Here is a 23,059-nt window from a genome sequence, read left to right on the forward strand (position 1 = left end):
GAAAACCGCCGGTCATCCGTGGTGGGCGGCCATGACAGGGACGCTAACATCCTCCGTATAGTAGGTACCTAGAGGAAAGTGGCTATCCAAGCGGGTCTCATCCTCGCGCCCGCCGTACACCGCGGTGAGCGAACGGCCCAGCCGTACGAGCGACTCCCGCGCCTCCGGAGGATCGAGCACCTCGACGCGGCTGCCGAGACCGGCCAGTTGCGCGGCGAGCACCTCCACCGAAGGCCCGTCGGCCGTGAACTCGACCCGGCCGTCGATCTGGGTCTCGCCCGTCCGCAGCCGACCGCCCAGCAGTTGCCGCAGCACCGGCAGGGCGTCGCGGTCGGCCCGCGCCCGTACGGTCGCCGCGGTCAGCCGCTGTTCCACCTCGGCGGCCAACTCCCGCCAGGCGGCGGCGAGGTCGAAACCCTCCGGGCGCCGCACCGGCTCACCGGTCCTGGTCGCGGAGGTGACCCGGCTGAGCCGGAAGGTGCGCAGTCCCTCCTCGGTACCGGCGACGAGGTACCAGCGGCCGGCCTTCGAGACCAGGCCGAGCGGGTGCACCGTGCGCTCGCCGGGAGCCCTGTCGGGATGGGCGTAGCCGAGCCGGACCTGTTCGCCGTCGAGCACCGCCCGCTCCAGAGTGTGCTGGTGGGGGCCGCTGCCACCCGCCGTGCGCGACCAGTCGACACCGTCGATGAGGATGGCCTTGGCGGCCGCCTCGGCGTGCGGCCGCATGGGCGCGGGCACCGCCCGCATCAACTTCCGTAACGCGGCACGCAGTTCGGGCGAGGCCGACAAGGGGCCCGCGGCCAGGAACAACGCCCCGATCTCCCGCGAGGTGAAACCGGTCAGATCGGTGCGGGCGCCGCCGACCAGGCTCCAGCCGCCGCCCCGGCCGCGCTGCGAGTAGACGGGGACACCGGCGGTGGTGAGGGCCTCCAGGTCGCGGCGCGCGGTGCGCTCCGACACCTCCAGCTCCTGGGCCACCTCGCGCACGGTCACCCGCCCGCGCGCCTGGAGCAGCAGCAGGGTCGCCACCAGACGGTCAGCCTTCACAACGACCGTCCCTCTCCTGGATTTCGGGATGCTTTGAGCCAGTACATCTATTTTCAGCAAGATCTGATGAGGCTTCAGAAAGAGGCCACAAGATGACCTGTTTGACCTCGACGATGAAGACATGACTCAAGACATGGCTGACAGCACCAATTCCCCCGCCAACCCGCCCACCGACCCCCGTGGCGGCTTGTTCAAGGCCGTCGAGCTCACCGGACGTACGCTCGCCGCGCTGCGCCCCGAGCAGTACGACACCGTCACCCCGTGTCCCGACTACTCGGTCCGTGACATGGCCAACCACGTGGTGTCCGTGCTGCGCCGGGTCGCCGTCATGGGCGCGGGCGGCTCCTTCATGAGCGTTCCGCACTTCGCGCAGGACGTCCCCGACGGCGACTGGGCCAAGGCCTGGGCGGAGGCGACGAAAGACTTCGACGCGGTGTGGTCGGACCCGGCCGTACTGGGCCGCCAGATCGGCCTGCCCTGGGGCCCGGTTCCCGGGGTGGTCGCCTCGGTGATCTACACCAACGAGTTCGTGCTGCACGCCTGGGACCTGGCGAAGGCGACCGGTCAGAGCCCCGAGTGGGACCCGGAGATGCTCGCCGCGCCGCTGGCCAACATGCACCGGGCCGTGCCCGCGGAACCCCGCGGCGGCCAGGTGCCGTTCGGTCCGGTGGTGGAGGTGCACGAGAACGCTCCCGACATCGACAAGCTGGTGGGCTGGTACGGACGTCGTCCCTGACGGGGCGACGGGGCTGACGATCGAGCGGGCGGGCCGCCGGAGATCGATCCGGCGGCCCTTCCCCATGTCCAGGTTCAAGAAATGTCCGGGTTCAAGAAATGTCCGGGTTCATGAGATGTCCTGGGTCACGAAGCGTCAGGCCCCGATGCCCTGGGCGAACTTGAAGTAGCGGTACGGGTCGTACTTCGCCTTCACGACCTTCAGCCGCGCGTAGTTCTCGGCGTAGTACGACTGCCGCCAGTTCGGCAGCTCCGCGTCCATCCAGTTCTGGTACGTCTCGCCGTTGGACAGCGGGTCGATGGTGTCGAACCCGTGGTCGGCCCAGCTCGTGGCGACGGCCTTGGTCTCGGCGGTGACCTGGGCCGGGTCGTTGATCAGGACCCGGTAGTTGACGGAGAAGAGCGAGTCACGGTGCACGTACGCCGTGTCGGTGCGGGCCGGGTCGTTGGCCGCGCCCCCGAAGAAGTGGAAGTCGAGGTACCGGGCCTGCCCGGCCTTGCGGTCGGCGTCGAAGGCCGTCACCACGTTCGCCCAGTCGCTCTGCGCGTAGGGCGCGCTGCCCAGCCGGGTCCGCTCCAGACCGAAGGCCGGCCGGGTGAGCACCCCGCTCGGCGACTTCCCGGCGCGCTGGCACTGGTCCTGGGTGAGGGTGCTGCAACCGAAGATCATCATCATGACCTGCTGGTACGTCATGACCGCGTCCTGGCGGGCCGTCACCGCGCCGGTCAGCGACAGCAGCCGCGCCGCCTCCGAGGCCAGTTCGGCCGGGGTGCCACGGGAGGCGAGGAAGACGTTGAGCGCCGGTACGGTGCCGGGCGCCGCGTCGGCCTGGACGAGATAGGCGCCGCCGCCGATGGTGCGGGGGGCGTCCACCAGCCACTGGCCCACGCCGTGCAGCACGTCGGCCGCGCGGTCGTACGGGAAGATCAGGTTGCTGATGGCCATCTGGTCGCCCTCGTGCGGGGTGACCGTGAAGCGGGTGACGACACCGAAGTTGCCGCCACCGCCACCGCGGATCGCCCAGAAGAGGTCGGGGTGGCTGGTCGGCGAGGCGGTGACCACGCAGCCGTCGGCGAGGACCACCTCGGCCGAGGTGATCGCGTCGCAGGCCATGCCGGTCGGACGGGTCAGGAAGCCGAATCCGCCGCCCTGGAGGAAGCCGCCGGCCGACACGGTGGGGCAGCCGCCCTCGCTGACCACCAGGGCGTGCGGGGCGAGCGCGTTGAGTATCTCGACGTTCTTGGCGCCGGGGCCGACGTCGACGGTCCCGTTGCCGACGGTGATCGCGTTGAGCCGCGACACGTCGATGATCAGGCCGGGCGTGGTCGAGTAGCCGGCGAAGCTGTGGCCGCCGCTGCGGACCGCGGACGGGAGGCCGTTGTCCTGGGCGAAGCGCAGCGCGACGGAGACGTCGGAGGAGCTGACGCAGTACGCGACGGCCTGCGGGTTGACCGAGTCGAACTGGCCGAGTTCCAGCTGCTTGGCCACGCCGTAGCCGGAGTCGGTGGGCAGCACCAGCTGTCCCTGGAGCTTGCCGGCGAGGGTGCTCCAGGGGGCGGAGGAGCCTGCGGAGACGGGGCTGTTGGGCAGGACGGCCAGGCCGACGGCGGCGGTTCCCGCACCGATCAGTGCTCTACGAGTGATCACGGATGTCCCAAGGTTCTAGGAAGCGGTGGATGTAGGTGGAATTCGGTGGGGGGAGACGTGAAGGAAGCAGCAGCAAGGGGGCCGGCGCCGGGCCCACGGGGGGAAGGTGGGCCCGGCGCCGGATCCGGGGGGGGAAGTGGCTCTGTGAAGGCGGACCCGGCAGGCGGGGCTTCGAGTCAGGGCCTTCGAAAGGGGGCCGGGGTCAGGACACCTTGCGGCCCTTCACGCCCTGCTTGACGACGCCGGCCAGCATCGAGCGGCCGAGGTCGCGCATCTCCTTGGGTCCGGAGGTGCTGGCCCACCACATGAACTTCATCATCGTGGGGGTGGTGGCCCGGAAGAACCGGAGGTCCTCGGGGCCCTTCCAGCCGAAGGGCGTGTTGACGGACTCGCAGTCGCGGATCGCCTCGAAGACGATGTCCGCGGCCTTGTCACCGTCGATCTCGCCCGCCTCGTACCGCTCGCAGGTCTCGGCGGTGGTGTCGAAGAGGACCTTGAAGGCGTGGCTGTCCGGCCACCACAGACCCGTGTAGGGCGCCTTCTCCATCTCCTTGAAGTGCCGGTCGTCACCGTCGAGCTGGAAGTTCTGGCGCGCCATGATCTGGCGCATGGTGGCCGGCGTGGTGAAGCACGCCCACACCCGGAACACCGCGTTCCACAGCCGGAAGTGGCTGAAGGCGATGTAGGAGCTGTTGACGATCTTGTCGTTGTACTCCAGGAGCCCCTGCTCCAGGCGCTCCACGTACTCGAAGCGCTCCTCGGTGAAGTCGTTCTCGCGCAGGGCGTCCAGGATCCGGTAGGCGAGGGCGTCGACGACCTCGAAGGTGTTGGACAGACCGCGCGAGTACAGCGGGTCGATGAAACCGGCCGCGTGCGACATCAGGCACCAGCGGGCGCCGATGGTGCGCTTGGAGGAGTACTGGAGGCGGTCGGTGGAGACCCACTCACGGATCCGCTTGGCACCCTCGAACTGCCGCTTCACCGCCGGGTACATGTCGAGGTAGTGGTTGAACTCCTGGTCCGGCGTCATGTCCTTCGGCTTGGGGTACAGCCGCTCGTCGAAGGTCAGGCCGACACTGCAGGCCGGGTTCTTGGAGTCCTTGTAGTTGTCGAACGGGATGATCCAGAACCATCCCCGCTCGATGAGGTGGTGCAGGGTGCCGCCGTGGAAGGGCGACTCGGCGGGCGGGCGCAGCGCCTCCGGGTAGTTGCACACGTCGTCGTACGGCTTGATGCCGACGTAGTGCGTGAACAGTGAGCGCGCGTGGTGCTTGTGCCGGGGCGGGTTCTCGCGCAGGTCGAACTTCTGCGCGAGGGGGGAGCGGAAACCGCTCGCGTCGATCAGGTACTTGGCCCGGAAGACCTCGCCGTTCCTGCCGGTGATGGTGACACCGTCGTCGTCGACGTCGAGGTCGGTGGCGAACCAGTTCTGGCGGAGCGTGCAGCCGTACTTGGCGGCGACGTTCAGGTAGTGCGAGTCCGTGTCCTGCCGGAAGAGGTGCACCGCCTCGGTGAGCATCTTCGGGATGACGAACATCGTCGCCTCGGCCGGGTTCGGCTCGGTGTTCGGCCGGTGCGTGACGAAGCCGAAGCTCTGCTTGCGGCCGTGCGTCGGACCGATGTGCTCGGTGACCGCCTTCACGTCCAGCATGTGCTTGATCTCGGGCACGTCGTAGCGCACGGCCAGAATGTGCAGCCACTCGACGAGCTGCGGGTTCTGGGACTCGCCGACGGCGAACCTGGGGTGCTGACCTGCGTCGATGAGCACCACGTTCGCACCCTGACGGGCCAGGATCGCTCCCATGATCGAGCCCGCGAGGCCCGACCCCAGGATGGCTACGTCGCATTCGGTCCACTCGGCGGCCTTGTCGGCCTTCTTCGCTTCCTCAGCCTTGGTGGGCAAGACCGCACTCCTCTTTCTCGTTTCACGGACGGGTCGGATGGGTGGCGCGCGTCCTACTGGAGGGATTCGGATCAACAGGTCGGATCAACAGGTCGGGGCGACCGGGGATTCAGGCGGCGGTGCGGGGCTCGCCGAACCACTGGGCGAGCGCGTCGGTCAGGCCGTCCGTGGAACCGTCGGCGCCGACCCAGGCGATGTAGCCGTCGGGGCGTACGAGGAGGTCGGCGGCCGGGGCGGTGGCGTCGGGCCGGGTGGCGGTGACGACGTCGACGCGGTCGGACCAGGCGGCCGCGGCCTCGCGCAGCGCCGCGTTGTCGTGCAGGTCGAGGAGGACCGGGCGGCCCTGGTGCAGCAGCTCGTACGTGGTGGTCTTCTCGTCGCCGACCAGCAGTTCCTGGTCGGGCAGCCGGCGGCCGAGCAGCGGGTGACCGCCCTCGACGGCGCCGTAGGTGATGTCCAGGCCGGTGACCAGGCCGACGAGGTGACGCCGTACGTCCTCGATCTGGACGAGTTCGGCGAACAGGTCGCGCAGCGGCTGGGCCTCGGGACCGCCGAGGTAGAGGGTGCGCTGGACCAGGGTGTTGTAGACGATGCGGGCGCCGACCGGGTGGCGCTCGGAGTGGTAGGTGTCGAGCAGGCCCTCCGGGGCGTGCCCCTTGACCGCGGCGGCGAGCTTCCAGCCGAGGTTGACCACGTCGCCGACGCCCGCGCTGATGCCCTGGGCGCCGATCGGCAGGTGGATGTGGGCGGCGTCGCCCGCGAGGAAGACCCGGCCCTTGCGGTACTCGGCGGCGTGCCGGCTGGCGTCGGTGAAGTAGCTGGTCCACAGCTGCTTGGCACCGCTGATGTCCTCGCCGGTCACCCGCTGGAAGGCGGCGGCCACCTCCTCGAAGGTGGGCGGCTCCTGAGTGGGGCGGACACCGGCGCCGCGCTCGAAGACCACCACGCGGGTGGCGCCCGGGCCGAGCGGCAGGACCACGACCATGCCGGCCTCGCCGACCTCGCCGGTGGGGCGCAGCCGCAGCTGGACTCCGGCGACGTCCGCCATCTTCATCTCGATGGTGGCGCTGACGCCGGGGAAGTCGATCCCGGCCAGGTGGCGGACGGTGGAGCGGGCGCCGTCACAGCCGACGACGTACGCGGCGCGCAGTGTCTCGACGCCCTCCGGGCCCGCGACCTCGACCTGGACCCCGTTCTCGTCCTGCGTCAGGCCGATGACCTCGTGGCCCCGGCGGACGTCGGCGCCCAGACCCACGGCCCACTTGTTGATGATGGCCTCGGTGCGCGACTGCGGAACACCGCGGACACCGAAATTGCCGCCCTCGACAATGCGGTAGTCGATGGGGAGTCCACCGAAATGGCCGCCGGGTATGGTCTCCAGCGCACCGAAATCCTCGAGAAGGCCGCGCTGGCCGAATTCCTCGATCGTACGGGCGGAGAATCCCAGCGCACGGGACTGCTGCATCGGCTGTTCCAGCCGGTCGAGCACGATGACCGAGAGACCCGAGAGGCGCAGTTCTCCCGCGAGCATGAGACCCGAGGGTCCCGCTCCGGCAACGATCACATCGGCATTGAAGGCGTCCATATTCCCTCTCCCGCTGGCGTTTTCTCCAGTATTCCGAGGGCTCCCGGGAAGCTGAATGGGCGCCGATACAGGACTCTGACAAGTTCGTCAGAGGCCTTGCAGCTACTGGGTGGTACGGGGTGGCGAGTACGGGGCAGGTACAGGCGGAGCATGCGAGAGGGTGCCGGAAGTGTCTTCCGGCACCCTCTCGCCCCGTATGTGCTCCGGGAGTTCGGTACGGGCCGTTCAGTACAGGCCCATCACGCGGTCGACCGCGATCTCGATGACCGCGAGGCCCGGGGGCTGCGGCGGCTGGGACCAGTACCGCTTGGCGTAGCGACGCATCCCCTCCACCACCCGGGGCGGGTCGGTGGAGACGGTGGCCGGGCCCTCCAGGGTGATCCAGCGGGGGCCGACCAGCTGGCACACGGCGGCCCGGCCACCGGCCCTGGCTAACAGGTTGCGTGACTTGCGGCGGTGCACCGTGGTCATCACCCGGGCCAGGCCCGCCTCACCGTCCCAGGTGAACCGTACGGGCGCGACGTGCGGCGTGCCGTCCGGGCGAAGGGTGGTGAGGGTGCACAGGGCGTTCTCGGCGAGGAACTCCTCCGCCGCGGCGGACAGGGGCAGGGGTTGGGACATGGCCGGGTCCGTTCTTCGTCGTCCGACTTCGGTCTCTGGTCTGCCGTCAGGCGTGCGCGGGGACGGCCGCGGACTGCTCGGAGGACTTGGTGAACGGGAGCAGCACCAGGGTCACCACGAAGGCGGCCGCGGCGAAGCAGGCGCCCACGAGGAACGCGTCGTGGAAGACGGTCGTACGGGCCTCCTGGACCAGGGCGGGAACACCGTGGGCCTTGGCCGTCAGCTCGTCGACCCGGCGGAAGGCGTAGGTCGCCGCGACCGCGAGGCCGAGCGCGCCGCCGACTTCCTGGGCGGTGTTGATCAGACCGGCGGCCAGACCCGACTCGCGCTCCTCGATCCCCGCGAACGCGGAGACCTGCAGCGGGACGAAGGACATTCCGAGGCCGAGGCCCATCAGGACGAAGGCGGGCAGGATGTCCGTCAGGTAGGAGGCGTCGGACGGGGCACGCCACAGCAGCATCATGCCGGTCGCGGCGAGCGCGAGGCCGACCAGCAGGACGGGCTTGGCGGCGACCTTGGTGACGACCTGGGAGGCGACGCCGGCGCCGACGGCGGTGAGCACCGCGAGCGGCACGTACGCGAAGCCGGTCTTGACGGCGGAGTAGTCCAGGACCTGCTGCATGAAGAGGCTGGCGAAGAAGAACAGGGTGACGCAGGTGCCGAGCAGCAGGATGGCGATGCCGTTGGCGGCGCGCAGCGAGGGGCGGCGGAAGATGCCGAGCGGCATCAGCGGCTCCTTGGCGCGGCGCTCGATGACGATGAAGGAGACGAGCAGGATCGCGGAGAGGATGAACCCGCCGACGACCCGGCCGGTCGGGACGTTGGAGTCGGAGACGGTCTGACCGAGGGTGAAGATCAGCAGGACCAGGCCGGCGGTGAGGGTGACCGCACCGGCGACGTCGAAGGACTTGCTGCGCTGGGCGGAGCGGCTCTCGCCGACGACCATCGGGGCGACCAGGGCGCCGATGACGCCGATCGGGACGTTGATGAAGAAGATCCAGCGCCAGCCGGGCCCATCGGTGAGCAGACCGCCGAGGGTGACGCCGGCGACGGCGGCGAGACCGCTGAGCGCGCCCCAGGCACCGAGCGCCTTGTTGCGGGCCGGGCCCTCTTCGAAGTTGTTGGTCAGCAGGCTCAGCGCGGCGGTGGCGATGAACGCCGCCCCCAGGCCCTGGGCACCGCGGGCGCCGATCAGCATCGCGGCGTTCTGCGAGACCCCGGCGAGCAGCGAGGAACCGGCGAACAGGAGCAGACCGGTCTGCAGCATCCGGCGGCGGCCGAGGGTGTCGGCGAGCCGGCCGGTCAGCAGCAGGAAGCCGCCGAGGAGCATGCCGTAGGTGGTGACGACGTACTGGAGAGCGGTGGTGGAGATGTTGAGCTCGTCCTCGATGGTCGGCAGGGCGACGTTCACGATCGACACGTCGAGGAAGGTCATGAAGCCGGCCAGGCAGAGGAAGGCCAGGATGAGGCCGGGGCGGCGGACCGGCCCGGACTCGCCCGCCGCCTGGGCGGGGCTGTGGGTGGACTCTTGGATGGACATGTCACTCCCTAGGAGCATGAGGATTCTCGGACGGGGACGTACAGGGAGGTACTGGCTTTGCTGGCTTCTTGGAAGCTAGCATCCTGGGTATAGTAGGTACCTAGAGGAAAGTGACTTCCCGAAAGGTGATGGTCGGAATGAAGAGCACAGCCACGCAGGGCCGTACAGCCGCGAGCGGCGCCGGCGACGCGACCGGCATGCCGGTCATGACCAGCCCCGAAGCCGCGCACGCGGCCGCCGCCGGCACCCCGCAGAGGTGCCCGATCGCCCCGGTCCTCGACATCGTGTTCAGCCGCTGGACCACGCCGATCCTCTGGACGCTGAACGCCTTCGGCACCCAGCGCTTCGTGGAACTGCACCGCAACATCGGCACCATCACGCCGAAGGTGCTGACGCAGCGGCTGCGTCAGCTGGAGCGGGACGGGCTGGTGATCCGCACGTACTACCCGGAGGTGCCGCCCCGGGTGGAGTACGAGATCAGCGATCTGGGACGGACCCTGGCCCCCCTGTTCGCCTCGCTCTTCGACTGGTCGGCCGGCCACCTGCCGCTGGTGGAGCAGGCGCGGCAGGCGTTCGACGAGGCGGAGGAGCAGGCCGCGGCCCGCCACTGAACCGGGTAGGTCCCTCAGCTCCATGCCGGTGTCCGCATGGAGCCCTGGAAGAAGATCAGCGGGTCCTCCTGTTCGGCTTCGGAGGGCGCGCGCAGACCGACGACCTCGCCCAGCAGGATGGTGTGGTCGCCGCCGTCGTACTCGGTGACCAGCCGGCACTCCAGATGCGCGAGCGCCTCGCTGAGCACCGGCAGGTCGAGGACGGACCTGTGGTGCGGCACCTCCTCGATCCGGGCGGTCCGCCGGCCGGCGAACGCCCAGGCCACGGGCTCCTGTCGCTGCGTCAGGAAGTTCACGACGAAGCCGCCGGACTCCTGGACCACGGGCAGCAGCCGGGAGTCGTCGTGCAGGCAGATGAGCACCAGCGCCGGGTCCAGGGAGACCGAGGTGAAGGAGTTCACCGTGGCGCCCGTGGCGTTGTCGCCGCTGCCCGAGGTGATGACCGTGACACCGGTGGCGAAGTGTCCGCACACGGTGCGCAGCGCGCGGCCGTCGACCGGACCGAGCTGCTCGGGGATGGCTTGCGAAACGGGGATCACGACAGCCCTCTCGTTCTCGGATACGGGGTTACGGAGTTACGCGGTTACGGGGGTTACCGGGTTCGGGGGTTACGGAGTTCGGAGTCCGGGGTTCGGAGTCCGGCCGCGCGGAGTTACGGGGGTTCCGGGGGCTTTTCTGATCAGGCCGCGCGTGAAGCCGGGGCCTCGGACGGCTCGGACGGCTCGGGCACGACAGTCGGCACCGGACGACGCCTGGACAGCAGCGGACCCGCCATCGCCGTCGTGACGAGCGCCATGATCACGAGCATCGTGAACATGCGGGTGTCGAGCACACCCAGGCTGACGGCCGCGTTGAGGATGATGAGTTCGGTCAGACCCCGGGTGTTCATCAGCAGCCCCAGGTCCTTCGACTCACGCCAGGAGAACCCGGCCAGCCGCGCCGGAAGGATGGCGCCGACCAGCTTGCCCGTGCAGGCCACGACGATGATCGCGACGAGCGCGACGACGTCACCGGCGGTGAGCGCACCGAGGTCCACGCCGAGCCCGGTGACGATGAAGAAGACCGGAAGCAGCACGACGCTGACGTGGTCCATGGGCTTGCGCAGATGCTCCGCGAGGACCATGGCGGGCTCACGAGGCATCACGAACCCGAACAGGAACGCCCCGAAGATGGCGTGGATGCCGATCCAGGTGGTCAGCCATGCCGAGGTCAGGGCGCCCGCGCACAGCACCGCGAGCAGCGCCGACCAGCGCTCGGTGGCCGCCCAGCGCCACACCAGCCGGGCCACCAGCGGGCGTACGACCAGCAGCATCCCGGCCACGTAGAGCACGCTGTAGAGACCGATGCGGGCGAGGTCGGAGTAGTTCCCGTTCGCCGTGACCAGGGCCGAGACATAGGCCAGCAGGCACCAGGCGAGCAGGTCGTCGATGGCGGCGCTGGCCAGCGAGAGCGAACCGGCCCGGGTGTCCAGGAGCTTGTTCTCGGTGAGGATCCGCGCGAGCACGGGGAAGGCCGTCACCGACATCGCGGTGCCGATGAAGGTGGCGAACGCGACGAAGGAGATGTGGTGTCCGGCCACCGTGGAGTGCTCGTCGTACAGGAACGGGGCCAGCGCCACACCCAGGCCGAAGGCCATCGCGATCGACGAGATGGAGACGCCCGCGGCGAGCCGGGCGTGCGGCCTGATCAGGCGCTTCTCGAACTCCCAGCCGACCACGAACATGAACAGGATCAGACCGACCTGGGAGACCGCGGACAGCAACGGCCTCACATCGGCGGGGAAGAGGTGCTCGGTGAGGTTCCCCGGCAGCAGGCCGAGGACGCTGGGGCCGAGCAGGATGCCCGCGACGATCTCGCCGACCACCATGGGCTGACGCAGCTTCCGCGCGAGCCGCCCGAGTGCGGCGCCGGCCACAAGCACCACGCCGATGTCGGCGAGCATGATCCCGAGTTTCATGTCCTGGGGGCTGGTCGCCGCCAGAGTCGTCATTGGGGCTCCCGGGGTCGGGGCGGGGTACCGCGGGTCCACAGCACGCGGAAGGTCAGGGAGGAGAGCCGCCAGCCCGCCGCGGCGCGGCGGGCTTCGCCGGTCGCGAGCGTGCCGACCTGGAACAGGGGCTCGTCCGCCGCGTCGGGGTGGTGCACATGCGTCGAGACGAGGTTGGCGCGCAGCACGGCCCGCTCACCGGCGTCGTCGAGGTCGACGACCGCGGGCGAACCGAGGTGCTGGGTGGCGGCGAAGGCCGCCAGCGCGTCACGGTGGTAGCCGGCGAGTCCGTCGAGGCCCTCGTGCCGGCTCATGGGGAACTCGACCAGGGCGTCCTTCGTGAAGAGCTTCCGCGCCCACGCGTCGTCGAGTTCGTCGTCGTCGAGACCGATGAGGTACCGGTCAAGGAGAGTGGATATCTCTGATACTTCCGGGCCTGACTGCATTACCCGAGCATGGCGCCCACGCCAATCGGCAACCAAGGGCGCTTTTCACAGCCCTGACGAAGTTGAGAAAGATCTGACACCGCCCTCGAACAATTGACAAAAGCGCCGCCAATCCTGAAGTGCCGACCCTTTCACATGGGCAGATCTTCTTGCCATGCTGCATTCGTAGCTCCACCAGCACCTTCATTCGCACCTCCATTCGCACTCCCATTTCCTCGAACGGAAGAGACGAGAGAATGCCGAAGATCGCAGCCGATGGTCAGCACCTGACCGTTCTCAACCTGTTCTCGACCGACGCCGCCGAGAAGCAGGTCAAGCTGCTCGCCGCGATGCGCGAGATCGTCGACACGGCGGCCTACGAGGGCTGGATATCCAGCACGGTCCACGCCGGACAGGACAAGCCGGGAACGGCCAACTTCATCCAGTGGCGCAGCACCGAGGACCTGGAGAGCCGTTACGCCGGTGAGGAGTTCAAGCACCGCACCCTCCCGCTCTTCGGTGAGATCACCACCTCGATCCGTCTGCTCCAGAACGAGATCGCCTTCACGCAGCAGAAGCCGGAACTGGGCGGCGTCACCGAGATCTCCCCGTCCCGCGACGACTACACCGCCATCGAGCTGTTCGGCGTGCTGCCGGACAACCAGGAGGACCTGATCGACGCCCTGGGCGAGTCCCAGACGTGGCTGGTCGACGTCCCCGGCTACCGCACCCACACGGTGCTGCGTGGCCTGCGTGCCCGCGGCATCGAGGGCAAGTTCGTCGTCGTCTACTCCCAGTGGGACAGCAAGGAGGCGTACGACGCCTTCCGCTCCGTGCCGCAGGGTGAGCGCTCCCCGGAGCGTCAGAAGGTCGACGCCCGTGTCGCCGCGCTCCAGACCTGGCAGGACGAGAACACCTACCAGGTCGTCCACACCCGCGCCGCGGGCGAGTGAGCCACCCGGTGGCGGGCCGACCGGTCGGGCGGCGGCCGGCCCGCCACCGGGTCTGCACGGTGTTTCACGTGAAACACCCGCAGTGGAAGCACGCACCACGCACACACGTATGACAGATCGCGCACGGACGCGGACGCACGGGCGCGTTCCCATCCCCACTGGCTGGCCGCTGCCGGGAATCCCCCACCCGGCAGCGGCTTTTCTGTCCGTCACGTTCCCGTTCCCGTCCCGCCCCCGCGCGCCACACCAGGACGAGGAGACAGCACGCATGGAACACCCGGGCATGCGCCAAGTCGCGCACGAGATCAACATCGCGGTCCCGGCGGACACCGTCCACCGGCTGATCGCCGAGGTGGGGAACTGGCCACGGATCTTCCCCTCGGTCATCCACGTCGAGCACGAGGAGGCTCCCGAGGGCGAGGAGCGGCTGACGATCTGGGAGACCGCACCGACCGCGGCGGGCGAACCACGCTGCCGTCCGCTGCGCCGGATCGTCGAACCCGCCAAGCTGCGGGTCAACTTCCAGCACCTGGTCACCGCGTCCCCCGTCGCCGGCCTCGGCGGCGCCTGGCTCGTCGAACCGCTCGGGGAGAACGCGTCCCGGGTACGGCTGCTGCACGAGTTCCGGGCCGCCGACGACGACCCCGGGGCCCTGGACCGGATCGGCGCCGAGCTCGACCGGAGCGCCGTCGCGGAACTCGCGGCGCTGAAGCAGAACGCGGAACGCGAACACTCCGACGCCGAGTTGACGTTCTCGTTCGAGGACACCGTCTACGTCGACGGCTCCGCCAAGGACCTGTTCGCCTTCATCAACGAGGCGAACCTGTGGTCGGAGCGTCTGCCGCACGTGGCGACGGTCCGACTGGAAGAGGACACCCCGGGGCTCCAGACCCTGGAGATGGACACCCGGGCCAAGGACGGCTCCGTCCACACCACCAAGTCCTACCGGGTGACCTTCCCCCACCAGCACATCGCGTACAAGCAGGTCACCCTGCCCGCGCTGATGAACCTGCACACGGGCCACTGGACGTTCACCGACACCGACCAGGGCGTCGCGGCCACCTCCCAGCACACCGTCAGCCTCCGCACGGACACCATCGCCCGCATCCTCGGTGACACCGCCACCGTCGCCGACGCCCGCGAGTACGTCCACACCGCCCTGTCCACCAACAGCCTGGCCACCCTGAACCACGCCAAGGCTCACGCGGAGGGCCGCCGTTGACCCCGACGGTGCGCCGGCTCGCCGTAGCGCGAGGGGAGTTGGACGTGTGGCTGCTGCCGCCGCCCGACTCGCCGCGTGACGTCCCGTACGACGAGCTCGACGCGTACGAGAGAGGTCGGGCCGACTCCTACCGTCGCCCCGACGACCGCCAGATGTACGCCGCGGCGCACGTGGGACTGCGCCGGGTCCTCGCCGGTTACACCGGCATCGAACCGAGCCGGCTCAACCTCGCCGGCGAGCGGTACAACGGCAACGGTGAACGCCACGGCCGGCCCGTGGTGCTCGGCGTGCCCGGCGGCGCCCCCCAGTTCTCGCTCTCGCACAGCCACGGCCTGGCGATCGTGGTGGTGGCGGAGTCACGGGTGGGCGCCGACGTCCAGCGGCTGCCGTCGCCCCAGACCGCCGAGGCGTGTCTGCCGGCGCTGCATCCGGCCGAGCGGGAGGAGCTCGAGAAGATTCCCGAGAACGAACGGACCATGGCCTTCGGCCGCCTGTGGACACGGAAGGAGGCGTATCTGAAGGGGCTGGGCACCGGGCTGACCCGGGGGGCCGACCTCGACTACCTCGGTGAGGCAGGGCTGGCCGAGCGGCCGACGGGCTGGGTGGTGGGCAACCTGCCCCTGTGTTCCACCCACATCGCGGCGGTGGCGCTGGCCGGGGCGGGGGATCGTCCCGTCGCCCTTCGCGCCGTGCCTACCGCCTATCTGTACGCCCCGGACGCGGTGGAGCGTCTTGTCGAGATGGAACCGGGGCTGCGGTCCATGCTGCGGGATCCCGCGCAGCACGGGGATCTGGAGCGCTGAGGAAGTGGGGGGACTGCGGGTCGGCCTCAGGGTGCGGGTTGTCCTGGGCTGGTCGCGCAGTTCCCCGCGCCCCTGAAGGAGCACGACCAAGGGGCCGGAGAGTTCCTGTGAACTCTCCGGCCCCTTCGCCCTGTTCCACCCCCGGGGGGTCAGGCCGCCGCTCGCCAGGTGCGGGGGCCGTCGAAGCCGGTGACGCGTTCGGGGCGGCGCCACAGGGCGACGACCTGGTGCTTGCGGGCCGTGTCGTCGGGTGCGACGCCGGGGCCCGCGGTGACGGCCATCAGTACCGCGGTCAGCGCGGCCAGCTCCTCCGGGGAGGGGCAGCCGCGCTCGATCCGGAAAAGCGGACCGGCCGCGGGTTCGGAGGCGGGCTCGGGGGCGGGAACGGGGACAAGGGCGGGGCGCTGGATGCTCATGGTTTCCTCCCTGCTCACTGGGGCGGGTTGCCGTGCTTGCGGCGCGGCAGCTCGGCGTGCTTGGCCGCGAGCATGGCGAGCGAACGGGCCAGGACCGCCCGCGTCTCGCGCGGGTCGATGACGTCGTCGACCAGCCCGCGTTCGGCGGCGTAGTAAGGGTGGACCAGCTCCTCCTTGTACTGGTCGATTTTCTCTTGACGCATCGCGTCGGGGTCGTCCGCGGCCGCGATCTCCCGCCGGAAGACCACGTTGGCGGCCCCCTCGGCACCCATGACCGCGATCTCGTTGGTCGGCCAGGCCAGCGCGATGTCGGCGCCGATGGAGCGGGAGTCCATCACGATGTACGCGCCGCCGTACGCCTTGCGCAGCACCACCGAGACCCGCGGCACGGTCGCGTTGCAGTACGCGTAGAGCAGCTTGGCGCCGCGCCGGATGATGCCCTCGTGCTCCTGGTCCACACCCGGCAGGAAGCCGGGCACATCGACCAGCGTGACCAGCGGGATGTTGAAGGAGTCGCAGAACTGCACGAACCGTGCGGCCTTCTCACTCGCCTTGATGTCCAGGACACCCGCCATGGCGGCCGGCTGGTTGGCGACGATGCCGACGGTGTGCCCGTCGATCCGGGCCAGGGCGCAGACGATGTTCGGCGCCCAGCCCGCGTGCACCTCCACGTAGTCGCCGTCGTCGACGAGTTCCTCGACGACCCCGCGCATGTCGTACGAGCGGTTGCCGTCGTGCGGCACCAGGTCGAGCAGCACGTCCCCGGACCGGTCGCCCGGGTCGCCGCTGACGTGCCGGGGCGGCAGCTCGCGGTTGTTGGACGGCAGCAGCGACAGCAGATAGCGCACCTCGGCGAGGCAGCTCTCCTCGTCGTCGTGGACGAAGTGCGCCACTCCGGAGACAGCGCCGTGCACATCGGCGCCACCGAGCCCGTTCTGGCTGATCTCCTCGCCGGTGACCGCGCGGACCACGTCGGGCCCGGTGATGAACATCTGCGAGATGTCCCGGACGGAGAAGATGAAGTCGGTCAGGGCGGGCGAGTACGCCGCGCCGCCCGCGCACGGGCCGAGCATCACGCTGATCTGAGGGATGACACCGGAGGCCCGGGTGTTGCGCTGGAAGATGCCCCCGTACCCGGCGAGCGCGGAGACACCCTCCTGGATGCGGGCGCCCGCACCGTCGTTGAGCGACACCAGCGGCGCCCCGGCGGCGATGGCCATGTCCATGATTTTGTGGATCTTGCAGGCGTGGGCCTCGCCCAGCGCGCCGCCAAAGACACGGAAGTCATGGGCGTAGACGAAGACCGTACGGCCCTCGACCGTGCCCCAGCCGGTGATCACACCGTCGCCGTAGGGCTTCTTCGCCTCCAGGCCGAAGCCGGTCGCCCGGTGCCGGCGCAGCGGTTCGACCTCCTGGAAGCTGCCCTTGTCCAGCAGCAGTTCGATGCGCTCGTGAGCGGTCAGTTTGCCCTTGGCGTGCTGTCGTTCGGTCGCCTTCGGGTCCTGCCCGGCACGGGCGATGTCCTTGCGTTCGGCCAGCTCCATCAGCCGGCCGCCCAGTTCGATGGGTATCGCGGGCTCCATGTACGGATCTCCCCTTCAAGTGGATCAGTTCAGTGGCTCAGGAGGAAGGACGGTTCGGTCAGCGGGCGAGCAACGCGGTCAGTTCGCCGACGGTGCTCTCCCGCAGCACCTCGGCGGGTACCTCGGCGTCGAGGGCGCGCCGGATCCGGCGCCCCAGGTGCAGGGCGTCGAGCGTGTCCAGGCCCTGGCCGCGCAACGGCAGACCGGGCGAGAGCCGGTGCCCCGGCGGGACCGCGAGCAGGTCATGCAGTTCGAGGCGCAGGCAGTGGCCGATGGTGCGGGCACGTGCGTCGGGGGTCATGGCGCGCAGCTGGACCGGGTCCGGGAGCCGGTCGAGCCAACTGCACGGGCTGTCGTCACTCAGGAGACTCATGGGGCTGCCTTTCAGGGAGAGGGCCGGGCCCGAGGAGTGCCGGTTCCGGCCGGTGGCTGGGGAGGAATCGGCGTGTCCGCCCCGCGAGCAGCACCGCGAGCGCCGCCGCCGACGAGGCGAGCCCTCCCACGTAGAGGCCGGAGCGCGCACCGTGACGGACGGTGAGCCAGCCCACGAGGAGGGCGCCGAGTGGGGTGAGTCCTTGCAGGATGAGCGTGTAGAGCGCCATCACCCGGCCGCGGTAGGCGGCGTCGCTGCCCAACTGGATGCGGTGGTTGGCGGCCTGGGCGAAGTAGAGGGTGGCGAAGCCGGTCAGAAACAGCAGCACGGCCGCCCACGCGTAGCTGGGCGACCAGCCTGCCGCCGTCTCGAGGAGCCCGAAGGCGAGTGCGGAGGCGGTGACGGTCAGGGCGGCCGGGCGGGCGCTGCGCACGGTGGTGGCGAGCGCGCCGAGCAGCGAACCGGCGGCGAACGCCGTGGTCAGCAGCCCGAACGCGGTCGCGCCCGAGTGGAAGACGGTCTTGGCGAGCAGCGGCAGGGTGAGCTGGAAGTTGAAGCCGAACAGGCCGACCACGGCGACCAGCGCCAGCGGCACGAACAGGTCGGGGTGCCCGCGCACGTACCGCAGCCCGTCGACCACCTTGACCCCGCGCTCCGGCGAGGCCGTGCGCAGGAGTTCCCCCGGGCGCATCAGGCGCAGCCCGGTCACGGTGGCGAGATAGCTGGCCGCGTTGAGCAGCATGGCCGTCCCCGCGCCGACCGCGCTGATCAGCAGTCCGGCGAGGGCCGGGCCCACCACGCGGGCGGTGTTGAAGTAGGCGGCGCTGAGCGCCGAGGCGTTGGGCAGCAGCTCGGGGCCGACCATCTCGCCGACGAACGCCATCCGGGTGGGCACCTCGACCGCGTTGACGGTACCGAGGCCCAGCGCGAACAGATACAGCTGCCACAGCTGGGCGGAGCCGGCCAGGACGAGTACGGCGAGTGCCAGCGCGAGGGCGCCGGAGACCAGGTTGGCGACGGTGAGCAGCAGCCGCTTGTCGTGGCGGTCGGCGAGCCGGCCGCCGTACAGCGTGAACAGCAGCAGGGGGGTGAACTGGAGCGCGGTCACGGTGCCCAGGGCCGTGCCGGAGTCCCCCGTCAGGGAGAGCACCAGCCAGTCCTGGGCGGTGACCATCATCCAGGTGCCCGCGACCGAGACGACCTGGCCGGCCGCGAAGAGCCGGAAGTTGCGTATGGCCAGGGACCGGAAGGGCGTACGACGGCTGCCGACGCCCGCGGCCCACCCGCCCCTCCTTCCCCGCCTCGCCCTCTTCGTCGTGTCCCTGGCGTCGGGCCGTGTGGTCGTCATGGCATCAGGGCGTCACGGACGCGCCCGCGGACCGGCGCGCGAGGCATTCCTCGAAGAACGCGAACGCGCGCAGGTGGTAGGTGCGGGCGGCCCAGCCGAGGCTGATGTTGTGCCCGGCACCGGGCTGACGGTCGACGGCGGCGGACGGCGCCGAGGCGAAGTGCGCGGCGAGATCGGCGACGGTGTCCTCGTCGTGGTGCCACCACAGTTCCTGCTCGGCGAACGTCAGCCGCACCGGGACCTGCACGGCCGCCGCCGCGACCGGGAACCGCCGCGGCCACTGGAGCGCCTCGGCCTGCTCGCGCGGGGGCATCGGGGCGACCAGGCCCTCGGCCTCGCGGAAGGTGTTCGGCGGGTAGAAGCGCAGGGCACCCCAGTTCCGCTTCCAGTGCCGGTGCTGGTGCGGGTCGGGGCCGCCCTCCGGGTGGTCGACCGCGTAGTCCCGGCCGAGCCCGGAGATGTCGAGCCCGAGCAGCGGCGGTACGGCCGGATCCGGATCGCCGGCCTGGCAGGCGGCGTACGTCAGGGCGAGCTTGCCGCCGAAGGAGTGCGCGAGCAGGAACACCCCGGCGCCCGTCTCGGCGCGGCCGGCCAGGTGCCGCAGCGCCGCGTGCAGCGCCGCGGACTGCTCGGCCAGGGTCTGACCGCTGGGGGCGTCCGCGGCGGACAGCCCGTAGCCGGGCCGGTCGACGGCGACCATGGTGTAGCCGAGCCGGGCGCCGAGGGCGAGCAGGGAGACGTCGGGGTGGGCCTGTCCGTCGAAGTACCCGGCGCTCATTCCTCCCCCGTGCACCGCGACCACCGTGGCCCGCGGTGGCCCGGAGGGTTGGGCGATCAGCGCGGAGAGCGTGACGTCACCGGCCGCCAGGGCGACGGGGCGCACACCCGGGGACATCGAGGGCATGGCCGAACCGGGTACGGACGAGGGGATGGTCTCGACCGTGGGAACGCTCACTGGGGTACTTCCTCTCGTGTTCGTGCTTGCCTGTTCGTGCTTGCGTGTGGGTGCTCTCGGTGCTCTCGTGCGGATCGGTTGGCGGTGGTGGTTCTCAGCGGGCTTCGGGTGCGCCGAACCAGCGGTGCAGCGTCGCGCACAGCTCCGCCGAACCGGCGTCCGCCCAGGCCACATAGCCGTCGGGGCGGACCAGCACCGCGGCGGCGCCGCCGAACGCGGCCGGGTCCTGCGGGGTGCCGGTGACGACGGTGACGCGGTCCTTCCAGCGGGCAGCCGCCTCGCGCAGTACGGAGTCGTCGGCGAGGTCGAGCAGCACGCCCTGGGCGGCGTGGAGGAGTTCGGGCGTACGGACCTCGCCGGCGGCGGTGTTCAGCGCCCGCGGCGGCAACCTGCGCCCGACCAGCGGGTCCCCGGTGTCCCCGAGGTCGTAGCGGACGTCGAGGTGGCTGACCACCCCGGCGAGGTGCCGCTTGACCGAATCGAGGCCGATGAGCTCGGCGAACAGATCGCGCAGCGGCTGGGACTCGGGGCCGCCGAGGAAGACCCTGCCCTGTGCCTTGGTGTTCATCAGCAGCCGCGCGCCGGCCGCGTGACGCTCGTCGTGGTAGGTGTCGAGCAGTCCCTCGGGGGCCCGGCCCTGGACGGTCGCCGCGAGCTTCCAGCCGAGGTTGACCGCGTCCTGGACACCGGTGCTCAGTCCCTGGCCGCCGGCCGGCAGGTGGATGTGCGCGGCGTCGCCGACGAGCAGCACCCGCCCGCGCCGGTACTCGGTGACCTGGCGGGTGGCATCCGTGAAGGAGCTGACCCAGTCCGCGCCGCCGCCGGAGATGTCCTCACCCGTCAACCGCTTCCAGGCCGCCGCCACTTCGGCGAACTCCGGGGTCTCACTGCGGTCGGCCGGCGGGGTGCCGTGCTCGCACACGATGATCCGGTCCACGCCCTCCTTCAGCGGCGCGGCCATCACCATGCCGCCGGGCAGCCGCTCGCCCAGGAAGCGCGGCGGGATCTCGCAGCCGACGACATCCGCGAGGTACATGCCACGGGTGGCGGGCGTACCGGGGAAGTCGAAGCCCGCGGCCCTGCGCACCGGGCTGTGCCCGCCGTCGGCGCCCACCAGGTACGCGGCGCGCAGCGTGCGCTCGCCGTCGGGCGCGGCCACGGTGACGGTGACCCCGGTCCCGTCCTGCTCCAGCGCCAGGAACTCCCAGCCCCGCCGGATGTCGGCGCCGAGCTCACCCGCCCACTCCTCCAGAACCGCCTCCGTCTGGGACTGGGGGACGCCACGGGCCCCGAAGTGGGCGTCCTCCAGCACGGTGTAGTCGAACTGCACCCCGCCGAAGTGGCCCATCGGGCTCTTCTCCAGCCCGCCGAAACGCGGGACAAGACCGCGCTGGTCGAAGGACTCCATGGCGCGGGCGGTGAACCCGAGCCCGCGCGACTGTCCGGTGGGCCGCGCCAGCCGCTCGGCGACGATGACGCTCACCCCGCCCAGCCGCAGTTCCCCGGCCAGCATCAGCCCGGCCGGGCCGGCGCCGACGACAATGACGTCCGCGTCCATCTGCGCGTCCATGGGTGTCCTCTCCTCGCGCGCCCGGGCGCGCGTCGCATCGGTGGGTGACGTGCGGTGCCTCAGCTGTGCGTGTGCTTGTCCGTGCGTGTGCGTGAGCTTGTCCGTGCCGTGCCGTGCCTTTGCCTGTGCGTGCGCTTGTCCGTGACGGGCCCGTGCGGTCCCGCTCAGTCGTCGGCGGCCAAGGTGCCGAACCAGCGGGTCAGCGCCCGCGCCAGACCGGCCGGACCGGATCCGGCCCAGGCCACGTAGCCGTCGGGGCGGACCAGCAGGGCCTGCCCGGCCGGCAGCGGTCCGCCGGCCGCGGGGCGGTCGGCGACGAAGGCGACCCGGTCCGACCAGGGGGCCGCCGTCGCGCGCAGCGCCGGGGCGCCGTCCCCGTCCAGGGACAGCAGCAACCCGCAACCGCTGCGCAACAGTTCGGTCGTACGGCGCCGTGCGCCTCGCTCCGCGGGCTCCAGCCACGCGTCCGGCAACCGCCGCCCGAGCAGCGGGTGTGCGTCGGAGTGGATCTCGGGGCCCTCGACGTCGTACCGGATGCCGAGGCCGCTGATCATCCCCGCGAGATGCTGCCGTACGCCGTCCAGGGCGACGAGTTCGGTGAGCAAGGCGCGGGCGGGTTCGACCTCCGGGCCGCCGAGCAGCAGCTCGACCTGGGCCCGGATATTGGCGAGGACCTGGCGGCCCACGGTGTGGCGCTCGGAGTGGTAGGTGTCGAGGAGGTCCTCGCCCGCGCTGCCGCGGACGACGGCGGCGAGCTTCCAGCCGAGGTTGAAGGCGTCCTGGACGCCCAGGTTGAGGGCCTGTCCGCCGCTCGGCATCTGCCGGTGCGCCGCGTCCCCGGCGAACAGGACGCGACCGTGCCGGTAGTGGGCGAGCTGCCGGTTGGCGTCGCCGAAGGCGTTGACCCACAGGGGCGTTCCCTGGCTGATGTCCTCGCCGGTGACGCGCTTCCAGACGTCGGTGACCTCGGCGAAGTCCGGTTCGGCGCCGCCGCGTTCGGCGGCGGGGCGCCCGAACTCGTGGACCATCACCCGGGTCACCCCCTCGCGGGTGGCGGCGATGGCGAGCCCGTGCTCCAGGCGCTGGAAGCGCCGGTCGGCGACCTCGACGCCGGAGACGTCGGCGCGCAGCAGTTCGCGTGCGGCGTCCCGGCCCGGGAAGGGGGCCCGGACCAGGCGCCGTACGGTGCTGTCCTCGCCGTCGCAGCCGACCAGGTAGCGGGCCCGGATGCGGACGGGACCGTAGGGACCGATGGCCTCGGCCTCCACCCCGCCCTGCCCGGCTCCGCCCGCCCCGGCTTCGTCCTGCCCGGCCCCCTCGCTCTTCGCTTCCAGGGACAGCAGCTGGTGCCGGCGCCGGAGATCGGCGCCCAGCACGGCGGCCCGCTGCTGCAACAGCTCCTCGGTGCGGGTCTGCGCGACCTTCCACTGCCCGGGGTGCGAGCTGGGCAGCGTCAGGTCCAGCGGTACGCCGCCGAAGTGACCGCGCGGCTCGCACGGCGGCGTACCGAGCTCGTCCAGCAGCCCGCGGGAGTCGAGGATCTCCATCGTGCGGGCGTGCAGGGTGGAGGCCCGGGACTCGGTGGTCGGGCCGGGGCGCTGGTCGACGACGACCACCTCGGCGCCGCCCAGCCTCAGCTCGGTGGCGAGCATCAGTCCGGCGGGGCCCGCTCCGACCACGAGGACGTCGGTGTCCAGGATGGTCGTGTCGGTGTCCTGATGGTCCGTCGTCATC

Annotated in this window: 21 protein-coding genes; 5 read left to right on the top strand and 16 right to left on the bottom strand. The window is 70.8% G+C overall.

What is annotated here, in order from left to right; genetic code table 11:
- Positions 1 to 12: 12 nt before the first annotated feature.
- A complete protein-coding gene (locus ACZ69M_RS15475; RefSeq protein WP_470050113.1) occupies positions 13 to 1,047 on the bottom strand; it encodes a helix-turn-helix transcriptional regulator in 1,035 nt (344 codons plus the stop codon).
- Positions 1,048 to 1,180: 133 nt separating this feature from the next.
- On the opposite strand from ACZ69M_RS15475, the gene ACZ69M_RS15480 reads away from it, so the two are divergent.
- Positions 1,181 to 1,783, top strand: coding sequence for a TIGR03086 family metal-binding protein (locus tag ACZ69M_RS15480; protein ID WP_470050114.1), 603 nt, complete (start codon positions 1,181 to 1,183; stop codon positions 1,781 to 1,783).
- A 135-nt stretch (positions 1,784 to 1,918) separates the two neighbouring features.
- Here the strand turns inward: ACZ69M_RS15480 and ACZ69M_RS15485 are convergent, their stop codons facing one another.
- The 5 genes from ACZ69M_RS15485 to ACZ69M_RS15505 form a co-directional block, all read right to left on the bottom strand.
- Positions 1,919 to 3,430 carry an FAD-binding oxidoreductase gene (locus ACZ69M_RS15485; RefSeq protein ID WP_470050116.1) on the bottom strand — a complete coding sequence of 504 codons (1,512 nt, stop codon included), beginning with the start codon at positions 3,428 to 3,430 and terminating at the stop codon, positions 1,919 to 1,921.
- Between the two features lie 202 nt (positions 3,431 to 3,632).
- Positions 3,633 to 5,333, bottom strand: coding sequence for an NAD(P)/FAD-dependent oxidoreductase (locus ACZ69M_RS15490; protein ID WP_470050118.1), 1,701 nt, complete (start codon positions 5,331 to 5,333; stop codon positions 3,633 to 3,635).
- Between the two features lie 109 nt (positions 5,334 to 5,442).
- Positions 5,443 to 6,918, bottom strand: a complete 1,476-nt coding sequence (locus ACZ69M_RS15495) for an FAD-dependent monooxygenase (protein ID WP_470050120.1) — start codon at positions 6,916 to 6,918, stop codon at positions 5,443 to 5,445.
- Positions 6,919 to 7,143: 225 nt separating this feature from the next.
- A complete protein-coding gene (locus tag ACZ69M_RS15500) occupies positions 7,144 to 7,539 on the bottom strand; it encodes a pyridoxamine 5'-phosphate oxidase family protein (RefSeq protein WP_095853649.1) in 396 nt (131 codons plus the stop codon).
- A gap of 46 nt (positions 7,540 to 7,585) precedes the next feature.
- Positions 7,586 to 9,079, bottom strand: a complete 1,494-nt coding sequence (locus ACZ69M_RS15505; protein WP_470050122.1) for an MFS transporter — start codon at positions 9,077 to 9,079, stop codon at positions 7,586 to 7,588.
- 206 nt (positions 9,080 to 9,285) lie between these two features.
- On the opposite strand from ACZ69M_RS15505, the gene ACZ69M_RS15510 reads away from it, so the two are divergent.
- On the top strand, positions 9,286 to 9,690 hold the full coding sequence (locus ACZ69M_RS15510) for a winged helix-turn-helix transcriptional regulator (protein ID WP_470050183.1): 405 nt from the start codon (positions 9,286 to 9,288) through the stop codon (positions 9,688 to 9,690).
- Between the two features lie 14 nt (positions 9,691 to 9,704).
- Here ACZ69M_RS15510 and ACZ69M_RS15515 read toward each other — a convergent pair whose 3' ends face one another.
- The 3 genes from ACZ69M_RS15515 to ACZ69M_RS15525 all read right to left on the bottom strand — a co-directional run bounded on the left by ACZ69M_RS15515 (position 9,705) and on the right by ACZ69M_RS15525 (position 12,123).
- Positions 9,705 to 10,229: a flavin reductase family protein gene (locus ACZ69M_RS15515; protein WP_235613982.1), complete on the bottom strand. Its 525-nt coding sequence runs from the start codon at positions 10,227 to 10,229 to the stop codon at positions 9,705 to 9,707.
- A 140-nt stretch (positions 10,230 to 10,369) separates the two neighbouring features.
- Complete coding sequence (locus ACZ69M_RS15520) at positions 10,370 to 11,680, bottom strand: cation:proton antiporter (RefSeq protein WP_470050125.1); 1,311 nt, start codon at positions 11,678 to 11,680, stop codon at positions 10,370 to 10,372.
- Positions 11,677 to 12,123 (bottom strand): nuclear transport factor 2 family protein, encoded by a 447-nt coding sequence (locus ACZ69M_RS15525; protein ID WP_470050127.1) that lies wholly within the window; start codon positions 12,121 to 12,123, stop codon positions 11,677 to 11,679. Before ACZ69M_RS15525 ends, ACZ69M_RS15520 begins: the two co-directional genes overlap by 4 nt.
- Positions 12,124 to 12,359: 236 nt before the next feature.
- Between ACZ69M_RS15525 and ACZ69M_RS15530 the strand changes: the two genes are divergently transcribed.
- From ACZ69M_RS15530 to ACZ69M_RS15540, 3 genes are all read left to right on the top strand, one after another.
- On the top strand, positions 12,360 to 13,055 hold the full coding sequence (locus ACZ69M_RS15530) for an antibiotic biosynthesis monooxygenase family protein (RefSeq protein ID WP_470050129.1): 696 nt from the start codon (positions 12,360 to 12,362) through the stop codon (positions 13,053 to 13,055).
- 268 nt (positions 13,056 to 13,323) lie between these two features.
- Positions 13,324 to 14,277, top strand: coding sequence for an aromatase/cyclase (locus ACZ69M_RS15535; protein WP_470050131.1), 954 nt, complete (start codon positions 13,324 to 13,326; stop codon positions 14,275 to 14,277).
- Positions 14,274 to 15,080: a 4'-phosphopantetheinyl transferase family protein gene (locus tag ACZ69M_RS15540; RefSeq protein ID WP_403705604.1), complete on the top strand. Its 807-nt coding sequence runs from the start codon at positions 14,274 to 14,276 to the stop codon at positions 15,078 to 15,080. Before ACZ69M_RS15535 ends, ACZ69M_RS15540 begins: the two co-directional genes overlap by 4 nt.
- Positions 15,081 to 15,229: 149 nt before the next feature.
- On the opposite strand, the gene ACZ69M_RS15545 is transcribed toward ACZ69M_RS15540, so the two are convergent.
- The 7 genes from ACZ69M_RS15545 to ACZ69M_RS15575 form a co-directional block, all read right to left on the bottom strand.
- On the bottom strand, positions 15,230 to 15,496 hold the full coding sequence (locus ACZ69M_RS15545) for an acyl-CoA carboxylase subunit epsilon (protein ID WP_470050133.1): 267 nt from the start codon (positions 15,494 to 15,496) through the stop codon (positions 15,230 to 15,232).
- A gap of 14 nt (positions 15,497 to 15,510) precedes the next feature.
- Entirely contained in the window at positions 15,511 to 17,079 is a 1,569-nt protein-coding gene (locus tag ACZ69M_RS15550; RefSeq protein WP_470050135.1) for an acyl-CoA carboxylase subunit beta, read from the bottom strand.
- A 58-nt stretch (positions 17,080 to 17,137) separates the two neighbouring features.
- The gene (locus tag ACZ69M_RS15555) at positions 17,138 to 17,452 is read right to left on the bottom strand and encodes an acyl carrier protein (protein ID WP_470050137.1); all 315 of its coding nucleotides are present in this window, start codon (positions 17,450 to 17,452) and stop codon (positions 17,138 to 17,140) included.
- Entirely contained in the window at positions 17,436 to 18,800 is a 1,365-nt protein-coding gene (locus ACZ69M_RS15560) for an MFS transporter (protein ID WP_470050139.1), read from the bottom strand. The genes ACZ69M_RS15555 and ACZ69M_RS15560 overlap by 17 nt, the downstream gene beginning before the upstream one ends.
- 4 nt (positions 18,801 to 18,804) lie before the next feature.
- Positions 18,805 to 19,704, bottom strand: a complete 900-nt coding sequence (locus ACZ69M_RS15565; RefSeq protein ID WP_177324387.1) for an alpha/beta hydrolase — start codon at positions 19,702 to 19,704, stop codon at positions 18,805 to 18,807.
- 145 nt (positions 19,705 to 19,849) lie between these two features.
- Positions 19,850 to 21,313 carry an FAD-dependent monooxygenase gene (locus tag ACZ69M_RS15570; RefSeq protein WP_470050185.1) on the bottom strand — a complete coding sequence of 488 codons (1,464 nt, stop codon included), beginning with the start codon at positions 21,311 to 21,313 and terminating at the stop codon, positions 19,850 to 19,852.
- A gap of 176 nt (positions 21,314 to 21,489) precedes the next feature.
- Positions 21,490 to 23,058, bottom strand: coding sequence for an FAD-dependent monooxygenase (locus ACZ69M_RS15575; protein WP_470050141.1), 1,569 nt, complete (start codon positions 23,056 to 23,058; stop codon positions 21,490 to 21,492).
- Position 23,059 lies beyond the last annotated feature (1 nt).

The organism is Streptomyces sp. NPDC107454 (assembly GCF_055582885.1).

What these genes read in the sequence shown, in the direction of transcription:
- ACZ69M_RS15480 (WP_470050114.1), top strand. Translation starts at nt 1,181, where the DNA reads ATGGCTGACAGCACCAATTCCCCCGCCAACCCGCCCACCGACCCCCGT.
- ACZ69M_RS15495 (WP_470050120.1), bottom strand. Translation starts at nt 6,918, where the DNA reads ATGGACGCCTTCAATGCCGATGTGATCGTTGCCGGAGCGGGACCCTCG.
- ACZ69M_RS15500 (WP_095853649.1), bottom strand. Translation starts at nt 7,539, where the DNA reads ATGTCCCAACCCCTGCCCCTGTCCGCCGCGGCGGAGGAGTTCCTCGCC.
- ACZ69M_RS15505 (WP_470050122.1), bottom strand. Translation starts at nt 9,079, where the DNA reads ATGTCCATCCAAGAGTCCACCCACAGCCCCGCCCAGGCGGCGGGCGAG.
- ACZ69M_RS15510 (WP_470050183.1), top strand. Translation starts at nt 9,286, where the DNA reads ATGACCAGCCCCGAAGCCGCGCACGCGGCCGCCGCCGGCACCCCGCAG.
- ACZ69M_RS15520 (WP_470050125.1), bottom strand. Translation starts at nt 11,680, where the DNA reads ATGACGACTCTGGCGGCGACCAGCCCCCAGGACATGAAACTCGGGATC.
- ACZ69M_RS15525 (WP_470050127.1), bottom strand. Translation starts at nt 12,123, where the DNA reads ATGCAGTCAGGCCCGGAAGTATCAGAGATATCCACTCTCCTTGACCGG.
- ACZ69M_RS15530 (WP_470050129.1), top strand. Translation starts at nt 12,360, where the DNA reads ATGCCGAAGATCGCAGCCGATGGTCAGCACCTGACCGTTCTCAACCTG.
- ACZ69M_RS15535 (WP_470050131.1), top strand. Translation starts at nt 13,324, where the DNA reads ATGGAACACCCGGGCATGCGCCAAGTCGCGCACGAGATCAACATCGCG.
- ACZ69M_RS15545 (WP_470050133.1), bottom strand. Translation starts at nt 15,496, where the DNA reads ATGAGCATCCAGCGCCCCGCCCTTGTCCCCGTTCCCGCCCCCGAGCCC.
- ACZ69M_RS15550 (WP_470050135.1), bottom strand. Translation starts at nt 17,079, where the DNA reads ATGGAGCCCGCGATACCCATCGAACTGGGCGGCCGGCTGATGGAGCTG.
- ACZ69M_RS15555 (WP_470050137.1), bottom strand. Translation starts at nt 17,452, where the DNA reads ATGAGTCTCCTGAGTGACGACAGCCCGTGCAGTTGGCTCGACCGGCTC.
- ACZ69M_RS15560 (WP_470050139.1), bottom strand. Translation starts at nt 18,800, where the DNA reads ATGACGACCACACGGCCCGACGCCAGGGACACGACGAAGAGGGCGAGG.
- ACZ69M_RS15565 (WP_177324387.1), bottom strand. Translation starts at nt 19,704, where the DNA reads ATGCCCTCGATGTCCCCGGGTGTGCGCCCCGTCGCCCTGGCGGCCGGT.
- ACZ69M_RS15570 (WP_470050185.1), bottom strand. Translation starts at nt 21,313, where the DNA reads ATGGACGCGGACGTCATTGTCGTCGGCGCCGGCCCGGCCGGGCTGATG.
- ACZ69M_RS15575 (WP_470050141.1), bottom strand. Translation starts at nt 23,058, where the DNA reads ATGACGACGGACCATCAGGACACCGACACGACCATCCTGGACACCGAC.